Source organism: Plantactinospora solaniradicis (genome assembly GCF_042658085.1).
GTDB classification, from domain to species: domain Bacteria; phylum Actinomycetota; class Actinomycetes; order Mycobacteriales; family Micromonosporaceae; genus Plantactinospora; species Plantactinospora solaniradicis.
In genome coordinates this window covers 823,072-838,709 of record NZ_JBHSPR010000007.1, presented here as the reverse complement: position 1 = coordinate 838,709, position 15,638 = coordinate 823,072, and the positions used below count along the sequence as shown (strand labels likewise).

Below are 15,638 nucleotides of genomic sequence, written 5' to 3'. Positions count from 1 at the left end.
TCGTCAAGAGTTGCTGATGATGAGGGCGTTCGGGGAGGGCGAGCCCCAGCCGATGGTGCACTGACCGACCGGGACCGGACCGTAGACCACGCGCCAGCCCGCCGGGATCGACGACCAGGCGCAGACGGTGAGGCTGTTGCCCGCCGGCATGCCCTCGGCCTGTTGGATGAACTGGTAGCTCGCCCGGGGCGTCGCCGGTGTGGTGCAGGTACCGCCGTAGGCGAGGACCACCCAACCCGACGGCACGGCGCCGCACGACCACGTCTGATCGCCGGGTGCGGCCTGGGCCGGCGATGCGGCCGTGACGATGCCGACCGCCATGGTGAGCGCGGCCAGGGTGGCGGAAATCCGAGGCATGAGGTGCTCCGATCGGTGACGGTGCCGGTGACGACATCTCGACCGAAGCCTGACCCACCCCACTGGACGTGGACTGTACGGCGACTGGAATGGACTCGACCGACGGCCGGACCGCTGTCCGGCTTGTTGCCTGAAGTCCTGATCGCTACTCTTCCTCGGACGTTGTCGATGGTCACCGGGGGAGGAAATCGTGGCGGAGCCCGTCAGTCGCCGGGTCGCGATCGGGATGGGTGCGGCGGCGGCAACGCTGGTCGCGACCGGTCGGGCCGCGGTCGCCGCACCGAGCGGACCGGTCGAGCCGGCGGTCCAGGCCAGCATCGCCGCGAACCGGAACAAGATCCGGCGGACGTACGGCGAGCAGAAGACCCGGGCGGGTGGGGTGTGGCACTCGCACATCGCGATGGTCAACCCGGCCGGTGTGCTGGAAGCCGTCGTGGAGGATGACGCCGACCACGTGACCCACGGGTACAGCGTGCAGAAGCTCGCGGTCGCGGTGGCGGTGATGGACAAGATAGACCGTGGCGAGCTGCAACTGGACCAGCGGCTCGACCTCAGCGCGGACATCATCCTCGGCGGCAGCGGCATCTACTTCCTGCAGACCGTCTGGGGCGACCAGGTCACGGTGGCCAACTTCCTCACCGCGATGCTGCTCGTCTCGGACAACACGGCGGTCCGGATGTGTGGCCGGGTCGTCCCGGCATTGGAGATCAACGAAATCCTCGCCGCCAAGGGCTTCACGCACACCAGGGTGGAACCGGTCGCCAATCCGAACCGGTTCTTCCTCGGCGTCACCACGCCGCGCGAGACCCACGACCTGCTGTGGCGGCTGGCCAACAAGACGCTGCTGTCCGCGAGGTCGGCGGACTTCCTGCTCGGCATCCTGCGGTGGATCAACGGGTACCACGACGGGATCCGCCGCAACATGTCCTCGACCGAGCGCAGCCGGATCGCCACCAAGTACGGCGCGGACTTCGACGACCTGGGCGCCGCGCGGCACGAGGCCGGCATCATGTTCGACGCGAACGGTGCACCGACGCTGACGTACGCGCTGTTCGCCGACTCCCTCGGCGACCTCGACAACTACGGGGCGACGCATCCGGCGGTGCAGGCGCACGCCGTGCTCGGCCGGGTCATGTTCAACGCAATCGCGGCGACCACCAACCGGACGGCGAAGGCGCGGCACGCCGTCGATCCCTTCCGGCCGGTCAACGGCGGCTGACCACCGCCGCCGACTGACCACCACCACCGCCGATCACCGCCGATCACCGCCGGCCACCGCTGCCCAGACCGAATGGAACCGATGGACCGGCCCACCCCCACCGGCGACCCGGACCGCGTTCGGGTGGCCGACGTCGGGCGGATGCGGCAGGGCGCCTGGCGGATGGTCGGCGCGGCCGTCGTCGTCCTCGCCCTCCTGACGTTCTTCAGCGCCGGCGGCACCGCCCTGCTGGTCGCCGGCGAGGCGCCGGGGTTACCGTTCGCGGTCGGCGGTCTGGTGACGCAGCTGTCGGTGATCGCACTGGTAGTCGGAGTACTGCGGGTCCGGGCGACGCTCGTCGGCGACAGCGTCGCCCGGACGGCCGTGGCCGCGACCCGCCGGCTGCTCGCCGTGATCCGCATCGTCCTGCTCGTGACCGTCGCCCTGCTCGTCGGGTACGCCGTCGTACGGCTGGTCGCGGGCGATCCCTGGGCGCTGCTCACCACCGGAATCGTCGGCCTCGTCCTGTGGATGCTGGCCGGGGGAGTGAAACGGATCCGCGACGGCATGGACGATGCCGCTGCGGATCCGTCCGCCCCGCACTGACCGGGCCGGCCGCGACGGGCCGGTTGAGCGGGTCGGGTCAGCGAGCCGGCCGGATCTCGTATTCCGTCCCGGTGGCCGTCAGGTCCCAGCGCTTGCCGAGGGCGTTGCAGCCGACCACCTCGATCCGGCCGATCTCCTCGGGAATGCACGGGTCGAGGACCAACCGGCCCTGCTCGATCTCGAGACCGAGCAGCGTACGCAGGAACAGCTTCGGCGCGCTGGCCGCCCAGGCCTGCGGCCGGCAGGCGGTCGGGTACGGCACCGGTGCCCGACCGAAGGACCGGTCGTAGCCCGAGAGGGCCTCCGGCAGTCGGAACTCGGAGAACCGCGCCGCCTCCATCATGGCCAGGATGATCCGGTTCGCCTCCTGCCGGAAGCCGTAGCGGGCCAGCCCGTAGGCGATCAGCGCGTTGTCGTGTGGCCAGACCGTACCGGTGTGGTAGCCGATCGGGTTGTAGCCACGGTCGTCGGTGGAGGTGCAGCGGACGCCCCAGCCCGAGAAGAGCTGGTCGGACATGAGCTGGCGGGCCAGCGTGGCGGCCCGGTCCGGCGGGACGATGCCGCTCCAGAGCAGCTGACCCATGTTCGACGACATCATGTCGATCCGACGCTTGTCCCCGTCCAGACCGAGCGCGTAGTAGCCGCCCCGCTCGTCGATCCAGTAGGCCCGGTTGAACCGCTCCCGCAGCTCGGCGGCCTCGGCGCGGAGCCGCTGCGCGAGGGCCGGATCGTCGAGCGGCCCGTCGGCCAGCTCCGCCATCCGTAGCTTCGCGTCGTAGGTGTAGCCCTGCGTCTCGCAGGTCGCGATCGGCAGCACCGGGATCGACGCGTCCGCGAACTGGATTCCGTCCCACGAGTCGCGCCAGCACTGGTTGCCCAGCCCTTGCGGAGAGCGGGTCGCGTACTCGACGAACCCGTCCCCGTCCCGGTCGCCGTACTCGTCGATCCACCGCAGCGCCGCGTGCGCGTTGTCCCGCATCTCGCGTACGCAGTCGTCGTCGCCGCTCCACCGCCAGTACTCGGAGAGCACGATCAGCCACAGTTGGGTGGCGTCGGCGGCACCGTAGTACGGGTCGTGCGGCTTGACGCCGAGTCGGGTCAGCTCGCCGCTGCGGACCTCGTGCAGGATCTTGCCCGGCTCCTCGTCGCTGAAGTCGTCGACCCGGCTGCCCTGCACCGCCGCGAGCGAGACCAGGGCGCCGTGCGCCAGCCGCTGCGCGAAGGCGACCGTCTGGTACGAGCAGATCAGCGTGTCCCGGCCGAAAACGGTGAGGAACCACGGCAGCCCGGCCGCCGGAAGTACCACCTGCTGGCCCCGCACCTCCTTCTCGATCCGGAGCGCGGTCATGTCCGACGAGGCCTTGTTGTACACGTCGCAGAGGAGCGCGGAATCGGACCGCACCTCCGGCACGCCGGCCCGCCAGCGGGTCACCACGTCGTCCGAGTCGGTGTCGAAGACGTCGCCGAACTGCCGGTGCGCCGGCAGCAGATTCCGTGGTCCGTGCTGCAACGGCACGCTCAGCTCGCACAGCCAGTCCTGGTCCGGCGCCAGTTCGAGGTCCCAGACCAGGTCGTCGCCGTCGATCGACGTCGCGGGTGCGCTGACCCGGACCTCGGTCCGGGCCCGGAAGGTGCCGTTGCGGTACTCGAAATCCAGCCCGGCCCCGTCCTCGGAGTGTCGCCGGGTGATCTGCCCCGAGCGGTCCCGGACCGCCTCCTTGATCTCGAAGAGATCCGCGAAGTCGGCGCGGACCGCCATCCGGAGCCGGATCGGCACCGGATCGTCGGCAAAGGACTGCAACTCGATCCGCTCGTGCATGCCGTCGCCGACGAAGCGCTGCCGGCGGATTCCGATGGTGTTCGCCGGCAGGCCCGGCAGCTCGGGGTTGGTCAGGAAGAACGCCGCCGAGTAGTCGTCGACGGTTCCGGAGCCCAGGATGAGCAGCCGTTCCTCGTTGATCATGAGTTCCCAGCGGCTCAGGAACCGGGTGTCGTCGTGGACCAGGCCGCCGATCGACCCCTCAGGCACGTCGCCGAGTGCGTTGGAGACCATGAAGGTGCGCCCCTCCAACACCGAAACCGCGTCCGGCCCCAACTCCGGAGGCAGGTTGCGGGCGACCGAACTCCCTACCCGGTCCGCGCGCGTACCGGCGGGTGTCGGGTCGGCTGGGGTGGGCCTACGGCCTGTCGTGGACGTGGCGCGCCTCCGCATCGGAAGAAGCTGGCGGGCTTCGCCTTCGTCACTCACGGTAGTGGACCGGCCCGAGGTGCGAGGCATGATCGATCGACGCCGACGGAAGGGTGTCCCTTTTGCTGCCGCCCAGCTCAGACCGATCCCGTGTGCGCGGTCTGTACCCCGTCGACCGGGCCGGGCGGTTCTGCTCCTCCTCACCGCTCCTTCGGCGCGAACGCGCAGAACTCGTTGCCCTCGGGATCCTTCATGATCCACCAGCTGATCACGTCGTCGGGTTCACGGTGCACCGTGGCGCCGGCCTCGACCAACTTCGCCGGGTTCCGGTCGACGAGGTCCACGTCCCAGTGCATCCGGTTCTTCACGGTCTTCGGCTCGGGAACCGCATCGAAGACCCAGCGGTCCCACGGAAAGCCGCTGGCCGCCACGACCGACGCGGCCGAACCCGAGACGTCGACCCGGCCACCCGTGACGGCGGCCCACCACCGCGCCTGGGCGACCGGGTCGCGACTGTCGACGACGAGTTCGAACACGGTCGGCCGGGCGACGCCGGTTCCGCCGTCGGCACTGGGTGGAAAGGCACAGAAGAGATTGCCGTCGGGGTCGGCGAGGACCCACCAGCCGGTGTCGTCGTCGGGCTCCCGCACCAGGGTCGCGCCCGCCGCGACCAGGGGGGTCGGGTCCGGCGTCGGCAGGCGGAGGTCGAGGTGGACCCGGGTCTTTCCGAGGCGGGGCTCCGGGACCGGGTCGATCCAGATCGACTCGGTGCCCGGGACACCCTCGGCGCGGTCGAACCGGGCCGATCCGTCGCCGAGGTCGACAAGGTGGCCGGAACGCACGTCGGTCCAGAACCGGGCGAGCCGCAGCGCGTCGGTCGCGTCCATGCACAGGTCTTTGAAGTGGGCGATGGTCACCGGCATATGGTGCCGGACCCGTCCGGCCGACGGTTGCCCGAGCGCGTCGCCGCCGGTGAGCGCCGGGTCGGCTCGGTGAGATCCGTCATCCCGGATAGGCGTGCCGAACTTCGGATCGTAAGGTTAGCCGATCCTAATTCGAGGGGTGCGAGGAAACATCGTGACAACCGTTGCGACCCGGCTGACCAGGCCGGGGGAGACCCGGCGGCGCCGCCGCGCCGCCCGGCGCGTCGCAGTCACCGCCGGTGCCGCGGTGCTGCTGATGCTGGTGGTGCTGGCGAGCCTCGCGCTCGGCAGCAAGCCGCTCGCCCCCGGTCAGGTATGGCACGCTCTGGTCGCGCCGGACGGTGGCGAGGCCAGCACCATCGTCCGGGAGCTTCGGGTCCCGCGTACCCTGCTCGGTCTCACCGTCGGACCCGCCCTGGCCCTCGCCGGGGTGCTGCTACAGGCGCTGACCCGCAACCCCCTCGCCGAGCCGCGGATTCTCGGCGTCAGTGCCGGTGCCTCCCTGGGCGTGGTGGTCGCGATCGCGGTCTTCGGCATCGGCAGCCTCGCCGGGTACGTCTGGTTCGGCGTCGTCGGCGCGCTCCTCGCCGGCCTGCTGGTCTTCGGCATCGCGAACCGGGCCCGGGAGGGCGCCAGCCCGGTGACCCTGGCCCTGGTCGGCGTCGCCCTCGACGCGAGCCTCGGCGCGGTCGTCATCGCCCTGCTGACCGCCGACGCCCGCACCTTCGAGGAGTACCGGTTCTGGGTGGTCGGCGGGCTGACCGGCCGGGACGCCGGGGTCACCGCCCAGGTAGCGCCCTTCGTCCTGGCCGGCGTCCTGCTCGCCGGCTTCGCCGCCCGGGGCCTGGACGCGCTGGCCCTCGGCGATGACGTGGCCCGGGGCCTCGGCCACCATGTCGGGCTGGTCCGGCTGGCCGGCGGTGCCGCGGCGGTACTGCTCATCGGGGCGGCCGTGGCCGGGGCCGGGCCGATCGCGTTCATCGGACTGGCCGTGCCGCACCTGGCCCGCGCCCTGGTCGGCGCCGACCACCGCTGGACCCTGGTGGTGGCCGCGCTGCTCGGCCCGGCTCTGCTGCTCAGCGCCGACGTCGTGGGCCGGCTGGTCGCACCCCCGGGAGAGGTGCCGGCCGGCATCGTCACCGCGCTGCTCGGCGCGCCACTGCTGGTCGTGCTGATCCGCCGGGCCCGGGTGGTGACCGCATGACCGCGCTGCCCGTGGGCCGGACACTGGTCCGGCTCGGCCCCGCCCGGCTGGTCGTACGGCACCGGCCGCTGCTGGTCGGCGGCATCCTGGTCGTCCTGCTCGCCGCCGCCGTCGTACTGAGCCTGTCCGTCGGCACCCCGTACGTCGCCCCGGTCGACGTGCTCCGGTCACTGTCCGGGGCCGGCACCCAGTACGACCTGGTCGTGCTCGACCTGCGGCTGCCCCGGGTCGTGCTGGCCGCGCTGGTCGGTGCCGTGTTCGGCATCGCCGGCACCCTGATCCAGAGCGTCGCCCGTAACCCGTTGGCCAGCCCAGACGTCGTCGGTGTCACCCAGGGCGCCGGGCTCGCCGCCACGGTGGCGTTGACCAGCGGTGCCGCCGCGTCACTGATCGCGCCGGCAGCGCTCGCCGGCGGGCTGGCCGCGACGGTCGTGGTGCTGCTGCTCGGACTGCGGCACGGGCTGGCCGCACACCGGTTCGTGCTGGCCGGGGTTGCCGTCGCGGTGGCACTGCGGGCGCTGACCGAGGTCGTGATGCTCTCCGCGGACCCGATCGACGGGCTGCGTGCGCAACTCTGGCTGGTCGGCACCCTGGCCGGCAAGGGATGGCGCGAGGCGGCGTACCTCGGGGTGACCCTGCTGGTGCTGCTGCCGGTGCTGCTCTGGGCCGGCTGGGCGTTGAACGGCAGTGCGCTCGACGACGACACCGCGCGCGGGGTCGGGCTCCGCCCGGTGGCCCGCCGGGTGGGCCTGGCCACCACCGGCGTCCTCGCCGCCGCGATGGTCACCGCGCAGGTCGGCGCGGTGGACTTCGTGGCCCTGGTCGCCCCGCAGGTGGCCCGGCGGCTGGTCCGTGCCGAGCGACCGCCGCTGGTCTGCGCCGCGCTGGTGGGCGCGCTCCTGGTCGTCCTCGCCGACCTGGCCGGACGACGGCTGTTCGCCCCCACCCAACTGCCCGCTGGCGTGCTGACCGCCGCCCTCGGTGGGCCGTACCTGATCTACCTGCTGCTTCGCGGTCGACGGAAGGTCTCCTAGATGCTCTCCACTCGCGATCTCGCGGTCGGGTACGACGACCGGACCGTTCTCGACGGCCTCGACCTCGACCTGCCCGCCGACGCGTTCACCGTCATCGTCGGGCCGAACGCGTGCGGCAAGTCGACGCTGCTGCGCACCATGGCCCGGCTGCTCACCCCGCGCCGGGGCACCGTACTGCTGGACGGGGCGGCGATCCGGGACCTGCCGACCCGCGCGGTGGCCCGCCGGCTGGGCGTGCTCCCGCAGAGTCCACTGGTGCCCGAGGGGGTCACCGTCGCCGACCTGGTCGGCCGGGGGCGGCAGCCGTACCAGCGGTGGTGGCGGCAGTGGTCGCCGGAGGACGAGGTCGCGGTCTCCGAGGCGATGGCGTTGGCCGACGTCCAGGAGCTGGCCGAGCGGCCCGTGGACACCCTCTCGGGCGGGCAGCGGCAACGGGTCTGGATCGCCATGACACTGGCCCAGGACACCGAGACGCTGCTGCTCGACGAGCCGACGACCTTCCTCGACCTCGCCCACCAGGTGGAGGTGCTCGACCTGCTGCACCGGCTGCGTACCGAGCGCGGCCGTACCGTCGTCGCCGTCCTGCACGACCTCAACCAGGCCGCCCGGTACGCCGACCACCTGGTCGCGATGCGGGCGGGTGCGGTCGTCGCCGCCGGGCCACCCCGGCAGATCCTCACCGTGGACCTGGTTCGCGACGTCTTCGGGCTCGACTGCGTCGTCGTGCCCTGCCCGGTGACCGGGGCGCCGTTGGTCGTCCCGACGCTCAGCACATCATCGTCCGTTACGAAAGGTTCGTCATGCGCCGCAGAGTTCTCGTCCTCCTCGCCGTCGCCGCCATCGGTGCCGGCCTGACCGGATGCGCCAGCAGCGATCCGGTGGTCGGAGAGGAGGCCGCCGGGGAGAGCCGGACCATCACCCACGCGATGGGCAGCACCAAGGTGCCGGCGCATCCGAAGCGGGTGGTGGTGCTGGACTCCGACAAGATCGATTCGGCGCTGTCGCTCGGCGTGACCCCGATCGGCGCGGCGCAGGCGGGTGAGGTCGCCGGCTGGCCGACGTACTTCGGCGCCGACGCCGTCGCCGGGATCAAGCAGGTCGGCCTGCTCACCGAGCCCGACCTGGAGGCGATCAGCGCCCTGCAACCGGACCTGATCCTGGGCAGCAAGTTCCGCCAGGAGAAGTTCTACGACGAGCTGTCCGCGATCGCGCCCACCGTCTTCACCGAGCGGGTCGGCATCACCTGGAAGGAGAACTTCCTCCTCGACGGGCAGGCGCTCGGCAAGGAGCAGGAGGCCAAGGACCTGCTCGCCGCGTACGAGAAGCGGGCCAAGGATGTCGGTGCCAAGATCGGTAACCCGGGAGAGCGGAAGATCTCCATCGTCCGGTTCCGTCCCACCGAGATCCGGGTGTACGGGCCGGCGTCGTTCTCCGGCCTCGTGCTCGGCGACGTCGGACTGGGGCGTCCCGAGCGGCAACTCCTGGCCGACAAGGAGGACAAGCGGTTCGACAAGGTGAGCCTCGAACGGATCGCCGAACTCGACGGAGACATCATCTTCGTGACCGCCTTCGGCGAGAAGGCCGCGGCCGAGCAGACCAAGGTGACCGGCGGCAGCCTGTGGCAGAACCTCGGGGCGGTCAAGGCGGGCAAGACGTACGTGGTCGCCGACGAGACCTGGATGACCGGGATCGGGGTCACCGCGGCCGGGAAGATCCTCGACGACCTGGAGAAGTACGTCCCGGCGGCCTGAGGCGTCGCGGGCCGGGATCGCCCCTGCGACGAGGGGTGATCCCGGCCTGAACAGCGGTCGAGGAGGCCGGGGCCCTGCTTTGCGTATCCCAGACGGCTTCGGTGGGGTTGAGGTCCGGAGCGAAGCTTTTCGGGCGGGCATGTCCGCCCTGATGGGGGACAGCAGAAAATGGTCCATCGTGCATTGCCCGGCGCTGGCCGGGTCTTATGAGTAATGAGATGGTCCGATCCGCCGCAGCTCGGCTTCATGACGTCAACCCGGGCGGCGAACGGTTGATCGACATAGCTGAGTGTCCATTAGACTCTGGCTGCCCGTCATCGCATTTGACGTAGCCTCTCCTGCTTCCTTCTCCTAGTGTTGGCCGGAACTGCCGACGAGTGCGGGAGGGGCCGGCTGTGTCTGCTCAGAAACAGGTTTTCATCAGCCATACCGATGATCAGGTTGGCAACGCGATGCAGGATGTCGTCCAGCGCGCGTTTGATGGCAAGGTGAGATCGTTCAACACGTCGCGTGCCGCCCGTGGCCTGGCTGCGGGAGTTCGCATCGACGAAGGCCTGCTGGAAGGCTTGCAGAGTTCGGATCTGTTCTTGTCGTTGTGGACCCCTGGGGCCGTCGCTCGACCAGCGTGGATGTCGTGGGAGCTCGGTGTGGCCGCTGCCATGCGAGCGACAGTTCTGGTTGGTCGTGCCCTGGGTGTCGACGTGGGACAGTTGCCACTCGGCCTCGGCGCCCGCTTCGCCAACGATCTGGGCGACGAGGATTCACTCGTCCGGCTCGTCGAAGATATCTCAGCCATCCTGGACGTCGATAGCGACACCGCGCGCGTTCGGGAACACTTCTCCGGCCCACGTCATTCGGTGTTCCGCGCCCGCCACAGTTCAGCGCCCAAGTTGAGTATCAGCGTGCACCGCAAGTATTTCTTGATCGAGAACGTGAGTACGACCGAGTTGGACGATCTGCGGGTCGTTCCCGTCGAAACCGACACTCTTGGTGTCAGCGTGGTCAAGGCGCTTGATCGTGCGCTCCACAAGGACGGACGCAAGTTGTCTGCGTCGGGCCGGCTCGTTGCCACCCTCCCTGACGGGGGCGGCGATGATCGACAGCCACCGGACCTCGCCATACTCAGAGAGCGGGACTTGATCATGCAGGCGGAATGGCGCGCGCCGGAAATCGGCCGCGAGTGGGCCGAGGTCACCATCTTTGGTCGAGACTCGGAGGCCTGAGCATGCGGTTCTATCTCGATTTGAAGTACCAGTTGAAGCCGCACGACGACGTGGACGAGTTTATTACGAGGATGCGACGTGACGCGATTCTGGCGATCGACGGCGCGGGTGACTGGACCCGGAGCGTCGGGCGGGATTTCGAGCTGTTGATCAAAGAGATGGTCACGCAACTGCCGGAGGAAGACGCTGACCGCTTCCTGCGGACTGTCGACTTTGGCTTTCGTAGCAGCGGACTTGAGACCGGGATGACTGTCAGTGTGCTGCAGGTTCCCCTTGCCGAGGGGGCCACGGGTGTTCGTCTGAGAGTACGAATCCTTACACTGGCCGAACTGGAGGCCAAGCTGCCGACGATCGGACTGATGATTGCGAACCTGCTTCTTCGCAAGCTGCCGTACCTTGCATTCGCCGCCATGATGATATGGAAGGACCGCAACCGCAAGCCGGTTCTTGAGGGCGATATGAGACCGCGACGTACCCGCCGCGAAGTCACCGCTGCGGCTGCCTCCTCCGTGATCCTGTTCATTCTGTCGGCAGTCGCACTCCTGGCCCTGTTTACTGGAGCGCTCGTGCAGGACGGGACCGGATTCACTCTCAGCTTCCTGCGTTCCGATGCGTTGGACTGGTTCAAGCGCCTTGTCGGACCCTTGTTCTGGGCAGCAGTCACCGCGTTGACCCTGATTCTGCTGGAAATACGGAAGGATCGCGAGCCTACAGCCTTCTGGCGGCTCGACGCAGTTCGTACCTCACACAGCGACAGGCATCCCTCCCGAGCGCGTACGAAACGCAGAAGAGCGCCTCGGCTCCGTAGTGGCCGTTGATCTGGCATCCCTCGGGGTGACATCACTGGTTCCGCCCAGCCCCGCCAGCCGGACGGTCAGTCAGTCAGTCGGGAATGTCCCTACGGGTCTAGCCCTTGCCCGGATCACTCCGGCGGAACGTGGGTCCAGGCCAGCTCGTTGCCGCGGGCGTGGGTGACGTCGGTCAGCGCGATGGCGCTGCACCGCCAGCCCTCGCGGGTACGCACGAGCCGGTGGGCGTAGTTTCCCCACACCTCCCACAGTGCGTCGCCGAGCGGGCGGGTCAGCCTGTTGAAGGCGTACCCCTTCGACCGGACGCCGGCCCGGTCGCCGTCGACGGTGACGCGGTGGTTCGACCGCATGTGAAAACTGGTCTTGTCGGCGAACAGGTTGCGCCGCCATCCGGCGACGAGGTCGTCGGCCGGCATCCGGCTGGCCGGCCCGCCGTTCAGGGCGGCGAAATCCACGTCCACCTCGTCGGTGAAGAACGCGCGACAGCGTACCCAGTCCTTGGCGTCCACCGCGTCGTCGATGCCGTCGACGACGAGGCGTACGGCGTCGACGTCGTACGAGGAGGGCGGGCCGGCCCACGCGGGTGGTGCGGGTGCCGTGACGGCGATTCCGGTGCCGGCCACCGCACCACCGGCTACCCCGACGACCCCGGCCAGGACCGCCCGGCGGTGTACGGGGCCGGGCCCGACCGGGCCGGTCACGGCCGACGGCTCCTCCTCGGGGATGTCACGTCCTTCGTTCTGGCACATCTCTCGGCTCTCCTTCTCAGGCGTACTGGAGATCGGCGACGGCGATGAGATCGCCCGCGTACGTGAACCGGTAGTGGGCGCGCCAGCCGGTGGAGCCCGCCGGGGCCCACTGGACCAGCAGGTCCTGCCCACCCGCCGTCTCGCTCACCGTGATGACCTGGAGCCGGCCGCCGATGACCTCGTTCTCCGCCCAGGTGCGGATCGCGGTCCGGCCGGTGATCCGGCGGGTCACGTCGACGATGGTTCCGTCCTCGGCGAACGCGGCGACGAGAGCGTCCAGGTCCTCGCTGTTCACCGCGTCCACATAGGCCTGCCCGGCGCGGGCGACGGCGTCGTCGGCGGAGGTGGGGCGCTCGGCGGAGGTGGGGCCTCCGGCACAGGCCGCCAACATCGCGATCGCGGTCGTCGCCACGATCCGGATCGGCCACCGGGCCGTACGTCGGGACCAGCCACCGGTTTCGTTCCGCACGTCTGCGCCTCCTAGCTGCGACGATCGCCAGATCTGTCGCCAGCGTAGGAGGGAGCGACGTCCGCCCGGTTGTACGTTCTTGCGGATCTGGCGTACCGGCCGGGCCGCATGCCGACCAGCCGGGTGAAGTGCCGGGTGAAGTGGCTGGGGTCGTAGAACCCGGTGCGGTACGCCACCTCCGTCACGCTGCCGGCCTGGAGCAGGAGCCGCCGGGCGAGGTTGATCCGGGCCTGGAGCAGGTAGGCATGGGGGGAGAGCCCGAACTCCTGGGTGAACGTGCGCGCCAGGTGGTACGGGCTCAGGTTTGCCACCCGGGCCAGCTCGACAAGTGACACGTTGCTGGCCAGGTTGTCCAACAGGTACGCCCGCGCCTGGCGTACCGGGTGCCTGGCGCCGGTCGTCGTTCCTCCGCCGCCCGGCCGGCGACCACCGTGCCGTCCCAGCAGTCCCGCCAGCGCCGACTGGAGCAGACAGTCGCGGGTCAGCCTCGACTCGCCGACCTGGTAGGCCCGGTGCAACCGGCTGAAGCGGTGGAACAGGTCGTCGTCGGGCACGACCAGGTCGGCGAAGCTCGGGCGGGCCGCCGGGCGACCGACGAGTTCGGTGGCCAACTCGTCGACCGGGCCGGGGCCGAGATAGAAGACCCGGTAGTTCCCGCCGGCCACGCGATCGTCGACATCGCGGGTCTCGTGCACCTCTCCGGAGGCGACGACGGTCAGGCTGCGTGGCGGTACCGTGTGCCACGCCCGGTCGTACCAGACCCGGCCGGGCAGTTCGAAGTTCAGGCAGAGCTGGTATTCCTCGTGTGCGTGCCGGGGATAGGCGACCCGGGGTCCCGGGCCGTACCGGTACCGCTCCAGCACGACGTCGTCCACGGTCCACGCCTCGATCTGCGGCTCGCCCACCCGTGTCGGCACCGCGCCGTCCCCCTTCGCGTGTCCGGCCCGCCGCAGGCGGTACGTCGCCGCGCCCCGATGTTCGTTCCTGACCTGTTCCGACCGCATTCGATCGAACTATGGCCGGCACGCGCGCAACCAGGTTATCGATGTTGTACACGGACCACACGCTTTCCGGAGGCTCGCGGCGACCACCTCCCGGACTGTTCGAAGGGGAGAGACGTTGTCGGAGAGAACGAAGCCCACCGCGCTCGTGGTCATGGATCGGCCGTCGTTCCGGGCCCACTTCGACCCGGTACGCCTCGAACGGCTCGGACGGCTGGTCACCCTGCCCGATCCGGTCTGGGTGGACGAGTTGGACTCGCCGTCGGCTCGCGCCCGGCTGGCCGAGGCGGAGGTGCTGCTGACCTCGTGGGGAGCGCCGACGCTGACCCCGGAACGTCTTGCGGCGGCCCCCGCGCTGCGGGCGGTGTTCCACTGCGCGGGCAGCGTCCGCTCGCTGGTCACCAGCGAGGTCTGGCGCCGGGGCATCCAGGTGACCAGCGCGGCGGACGCCAACGCGATCCCGGTGGCCGAGTACACCCTGGCCGCGATCATCCTCGCCGGTAAGAAGGCACCCTTCATTGCCGCGAACCCCGACGCGGCCAATCGGGGCTGGGGTCACCTCGCCGGCTACGGCGACCTGTCGAACTACCGCCGTACGGTCGGCATCGTGGGCTTCTCCCGGGTCGGCCGTCGGGTCGTCGACCTCCTGGGGTGTCTCGACTCCACGGTGTGCCTGGTGGCCGACCCGTACGCGGACCCCGAGGTGGTGCGGTCGGCCGGCGGCACGCTGCTCGACCTGTACGAGGTGCTTCCCCGCAGCGAGGTGCTGTCGCTGCACGCACCCGCCCTGCCCAGCACCCGTCACATGATCGGAGCGACCGAACTCGCGCTGCTGCCCGACCACGCGACCGTGATCAACACGGCGCGCGGGAGCCTCGTCGACTCACCGGCCCTCGCGGCGGAATGCCGGTCCGGCCGGCTCTTCGCGATCCTCGACGTCACGGAGCCCGAGCCGCTGCCCGCCGACTCGCCGTTGCGTGCCACACCCAATGTGATGATCACCCCCCATCTCGCCGGTTCGCTGGGTTCGGAGATCCTGCGGCTGAGCGACCACGCCCTGGACGAACTCTCGCGCTGGACCGTCGGGGAGCCGCCGCGGGCCGAGGTCACCCCCGAGGCATTCGTACTGAACGCCTGAACCCGGCACCGGGCCCGGGCGACACCGATCCGCGGCGCCCTCGGCAGCCTGCGCGGCCGGCCCAGGGCGCCGCAGATCGGCGCGGGGTCACTGGCGGGCGACCGTGCCGTGCCGGCAGCCGGGGCAGTCGATGCGGCTGATGCCCGACCAGTTGTTCAGGTCCGAGCTGGTCGCGGTCCAGATCCCGCCGTTGGTGTACCGGTCGATGTAGATGCGCCAGGTGCCGTCGTCCATCTGGATCACGGACGGCCCCTCGTGCCCGGACGTCCAGAGGCTGCTCACGGGCACCCATCCGCTGGTCAGGTTGGCGGTGGTCGTCCAGTGCTCGATGTACTTCGACGTCTCGTCCTTGACGAAGGCGTGGTACGTGCTGCCGGACTTCACCACGAACGTGTCGATGTGGTTCGTTCCCAGCCCCCACATCTGCGCGGGTCCGCTCCAGGACTCCAGGCCGGTGTTCTGGGCGGTGTAGACGTACGGCCGGAAGCAGTTGGAGCAGGTGGTCTGGGCGACGCTGGCGATGATCCGGACGGTGCTGCCCTCGACGAAGAACTCGGGGGCCCAGACGAACCTGGTGTTGGCGATGCCCGAATTCACGGTGGCCACGTGCGTCCAACTGGTCAGGTTGGTGCTGGAGGCGACGTGGAAGTACGTCGAGTTCGTCGTCCACGACTGGACCGTGTACGCGATGAAGTACCGGCCGTTGTGCTTGATGATGCTGGGGTCCCGCAGGACGCCGGTGGGGCCCCGGTAGTTCGTGTCCGCCAGCACGCTGAAGCTCGTGCCGTTCGTCGACCGGTAGATCCACAGTTCCTGGTCCGCGGCGCCGTCGCCCTTGAACGTCGGGTAGACGTAGGTACTGGCCGCGTGTGCCGGCGGCGCCGCGAGGACGAGGCCGCCGACGAGGACGAGCAGCGCGCTGGTCAGGCTGGCCAGCCAGCGCCGGGCGCCGGGCCGCCGATCCAACTCAGCTCTCATGGCCGTCTCC

16 protein-coding genes are annotated in these 15,638 nt (G+C 70.1%); 9 read left to right on the top strand and 7 right to left on the bottom strand.

Annotated elements, in window-relative coordinates; all coding sequences use genetic code 11:
* Nucleotides 1-3 precede the first annotated feature (3 nt).
* On the bottom strand, nt 4-357 hold the full coding sequence (locus ACFP2T_RS09725; RefSeq protein WP_377419871.1) for a hypothetical protein: 354 nt from the start codon (nt 355-357) through the stop codon (nt 4-6).
* Between the two features lie 190 nt (nt 358-547).
* Between ACFP2T_RS09725 and ACFP2T_RS09720 the strand changes: the two genes are divergently transcribed.
* Both ACFP2T_RS09720 and ACFP2T_RS09715 read left to right on the top strand, forming a co-directional pair.
* On the top strand, nt 548-1,576 hold the full coding sequence (locus ACFP2T_RS09720; protein ID WP_377419869.1) for a serine hydrolase: 1,029 nt from the start codon (nt 548-550) through the stop codon (nt 1,574-1,576).
* An 81-nt stretch (nt 1,577-1,657) separates the two neighbouring features.
* A complete protein-coding gene (locus ACFP2T_RS09715) occupies nt 1,658-2,161 on the top strand; it encodes a hypothetical protein (protein ID WP_377419867.1) in 504 nt (167 codons plus the stop codon).
* A gap of 37 nt (nt 2,162-2,198) precedes the next feature.
* Here the strand turns inward: ACFP2T_RS09715 and ACFP2T_RS09710 are convergent, their stop codons facing one another.
* Entirely contained in the window at nt 2,199-4,373 is a 2,175-nt protein-coding gene (locus tag ACFP2T_RS09710; protein ID WP_377419865.1) for an amylo-alpha-1,6-glucosidase, read from the bottom strand.
* A gap of 176 nt (nt 4,374-4,549) precedes the next feature.
* On the bottom strand, nt 4,550-5,266 hold the full coding sequence (locus tag ACFP2T_RS09705; protein ID WP_377419863.1) for a VOC family protein: 717 nt from the start codon (nt 5,264-5,266) through the stop codon (nt 4,550-4,552).
* A gap of 160 nt (nt 5,267-5,426) precedes the next feature.
* Here ACFP2T_RS09705 and ACFP2T_RS09700 point away from each other — a divergent pair, with 160 nt between their 5' ends.
* From ACFP2T_RS09700 to ACFP2T_RS09675, 6 genes are all read left to right on the top strand, one after another.
* Nucleotides 5,427-6,476 carry a FecCD family ABC transporter permease gene (locus ACFP2T_RS09700; protein ID WP_377419861.1) on the top strand — a complete coding sequence of 350 codons (1,050 nt, stop codon included), beginning with the start codon at nt 5,427-5,429 and terminating at the stop codon, nt 6,474-6,476.
* The gene (locus ACFP2T_RS09695) at nt 6,473-7,510 is read left to right on the top strand and encodes a FecCD family ABC transporter permease (protein ID WP_377419859.1); all 1,038 of its coding nucleotides are present in this window, start codon (nt 6,473-6,475) and stop codon (nt 7,508-7,510) included. Before ACFP2T_RS09700 ends, ACFP2T_RS09695 begins: the two co-directional genes overlap by 4 nt.
* Nucleotides 7,511-8,365, top strand: coding sequence for an ABC transporter ATP-binding protein (locus ACFP2T_RS09690; RefSeq protein ID WP_377419857.1), 855 nt, complete (start codon nt 7,511-7,513; stop codon nt 8,363-8,365). It begins immediately after the preceding gene.
* Entirely contained in the window at nt 8,311-9,261 is a 951-nt protein-coding gene (locus tag ACFP2T_RS09685) for an ABC transporter substrate-binding protein (RefSeq protein ID WP_377419855.1), read from the top strand. Before ACFP2T_RS09690 ends, ACFP2T_RS09685 begins: the two co-directional genes overlap by 55 nt.
* Nucleotides 9,262-9,656: 395 nt before the next feature.
* On the top strand, nt 9,657-10,484 hold the full coding sequence (locus ACFP2T_RS09680) for a hypothetical protein (protein ID WP_377419853.1): 828 nt from the start codon (nt 9,657-9,659) through the stop codon (nt 10,482-10,484).
* Nucleotides 10,485-10,486: 2 nt separating this feature from the next.
* Nucleotides 10,487-11,302: a hypothetical protein gene (locus ACFP2T_RS09675; protein ID WP_377419851.1), complete on the top strand. Its 816-nt coding sequence runs from the start codon at nt 10,487-10,489 to the stop codon at nt 11,300-11,302.
* 104 nt (nt 11,303-11,406) lie between these two features.
* Here the strand turns inward: ACFP2T_RS09675 and ACFP2T_RS09670 are convergent, their stop codons facing one another.
* The 3 genes from ACFP2T_RS09670 to ACFP2T_RS09660 are packed head-to-tail and all read right to left on the bottom strand — an operon-like array spanning nt 11,407 to nt 13,515.
* Nucleotides 11,407-12,042 carry a nuclear transport factor 2 family protein gene (locus ACFP2T_RS09670; RefSeq protein ID WP_377419850.1) on the bottom strand — a complete coding sequence of 212 codons (636 nt, stop codon included), beginning with the start codon at nt 12,040-12,042 and terminating at the stop codon, nt 11,407-11,409.
* Between the two features lie 16 nt (nt 12,043-12,058).
* Nucleotides 12,059-12,511 carry a nuclear transport factor 2 family protein gene (locus tag ACFP2T_RS09665; RefSeq protein ID WP_377419848.1) on the bottom strand — a complete coding sequence of 151 codons (453 nt, stop codon included), beginning with the start codon at nt 12,509-12,511 and terminating at the stop codon, nt 12,059-12,061.
* Between the two features lie 11 nt (nt 12,512-12,522).
* The gene (locus tag ACFP2T_RS09660) at nt 12,523-13,515 is read right to left on the bottom strand and encodes a helix-turn-helix domain-containing protein (RefSeq protein WP_377419846.1); all 993 of its coding nucleotides are present in this window, start codon (nt 13,513-13,515) and stop codon (nt 12,523-12,525) included.
* Nucleotides 13,516-13,630: 115 nt separating this feature from the next.
* On the opposite strand from ACFP2T_RS09660, the gene ACFP2T_RS09655 reads away from it, so the two are divergent.
* The gene (locus tag ACFP2T_RS09655) at nt 13,631-14,650 is read left to right on the top strand and encodes a hydroxyacid dehydrogenase (protein WP_377419844.1); all 1,020 of its coding nucleotides are present in this window, start codon (nt 13,631-13,633) and stop codon (nt 14,648-14,650) included.
* A gap of 87 nt (nt 14,651-14,737) precedes the next feature.
* Here ACFP2T_RS09655 and ACFP2T_RS09650 read toward each other — a convergent pair whose 3' ends face one another.
* On the bottom strand, nt 14,738-15,628 hold the full coding sequence (locus ACFP2T_RS09650; RefSeq protein ID WP_377419842.1) for a family 43 glycosylhydrolase: 891 nt from the start codon (nt 15,626-15,628) through the stop codon (nt 14,738-14,740).
* Nucleotides 15,629-15,638: the final 10 nt, after the last annotated feature.